Genomic DNA, 677 nt, shown 5'->3' on the forward strand with positions numbered 1-677 from the left:
TCGCAAAAGGCGATATGCAAGCCGTTAATTACTTCATCGCGCAAGGCTACACAGAAGCTCTCAAGAGTATTGGTCAAGCTGAAAACGGAAAAATCATTATGCTACCTTTGGAAGCAACCGGACTCATGGGCTCTGTTGCGGGCATCGCAGAAATGTTTAAACAACAAAATAAAGATTAGGACCCAGTTATGGACTTGTTCAACCTGCTTGATGGCATAACATTTTGGCACTGGCTTGCATTCGGCTTTGTGCTGCTTGCCGTTGAGCTACTTGGTACAGCGGGTTACTTTCTGTGGTTGGGGTTATCGGCGTTATTAGTGGGAGCGTTATTGGCAGTGCTCCCTTTCGGCTGGCAACTTCAATGGTTATCTTTCGCGACTTTCAGTTTGCTGACAACTTGGTTATGGTGGCGACGCCAGTGGTCAAGAGACAAACAAGATGATCAAACAAGAGATCTCAACCAAAAGTACAAGCAGTTGATTGGCCGCAGCGTGATACTCGAGGAAAATTTTTCAATTGGGTTAAACAGAATTCGCATCGCCGATACCACCTGGTCAGCACAATGTGAGCAAAATATCCGAGCTGGTACTCGTGTAAAAATCGTCGCGATCGATGGAATAATCCTCATTGTGGAGCCTATTTCTGAGTAATTTATGTCAAAGTAATGAAGTAAAGAC

The 677-nt window shown here is 44.8% G+C and carries 1 protein-coding gene and 1 pseudogene; both read left to right on the plus strand.

Annotated elements, in window-relative coordinates:
* Positions 1–179, plus strand: a pseudogene (locus R7Q11_RS26670) (band-7 C-terminal domain-containing protein); the annotation flags it as partial.
* Between the two features lie 9 nt (positions 180–188).
* Entirely contained in the window at positions 189–650 is a 462-nt protein-coding gene (locus R7Q11_RS26675; RefSeq protein WP_025521837.1) for an NfeD family protein, read from the plus strand.
* Positions 651–677 lie beyond the last annotated feature (27 nt).

The sequence above is a fragment of the Vibrio sp. 970 genome (assembly GCF_033339075.1).

Bases quoted from the DNA above. Each gene is read 5' to 3' on its own strand.
- R7Q11_RS26675 (WP_025521837.1), top strand. From the start codon at position 189: ATGGACTTGTTCAACCTGCTTGATGGCATAACATTTTGGCACTGGCTT.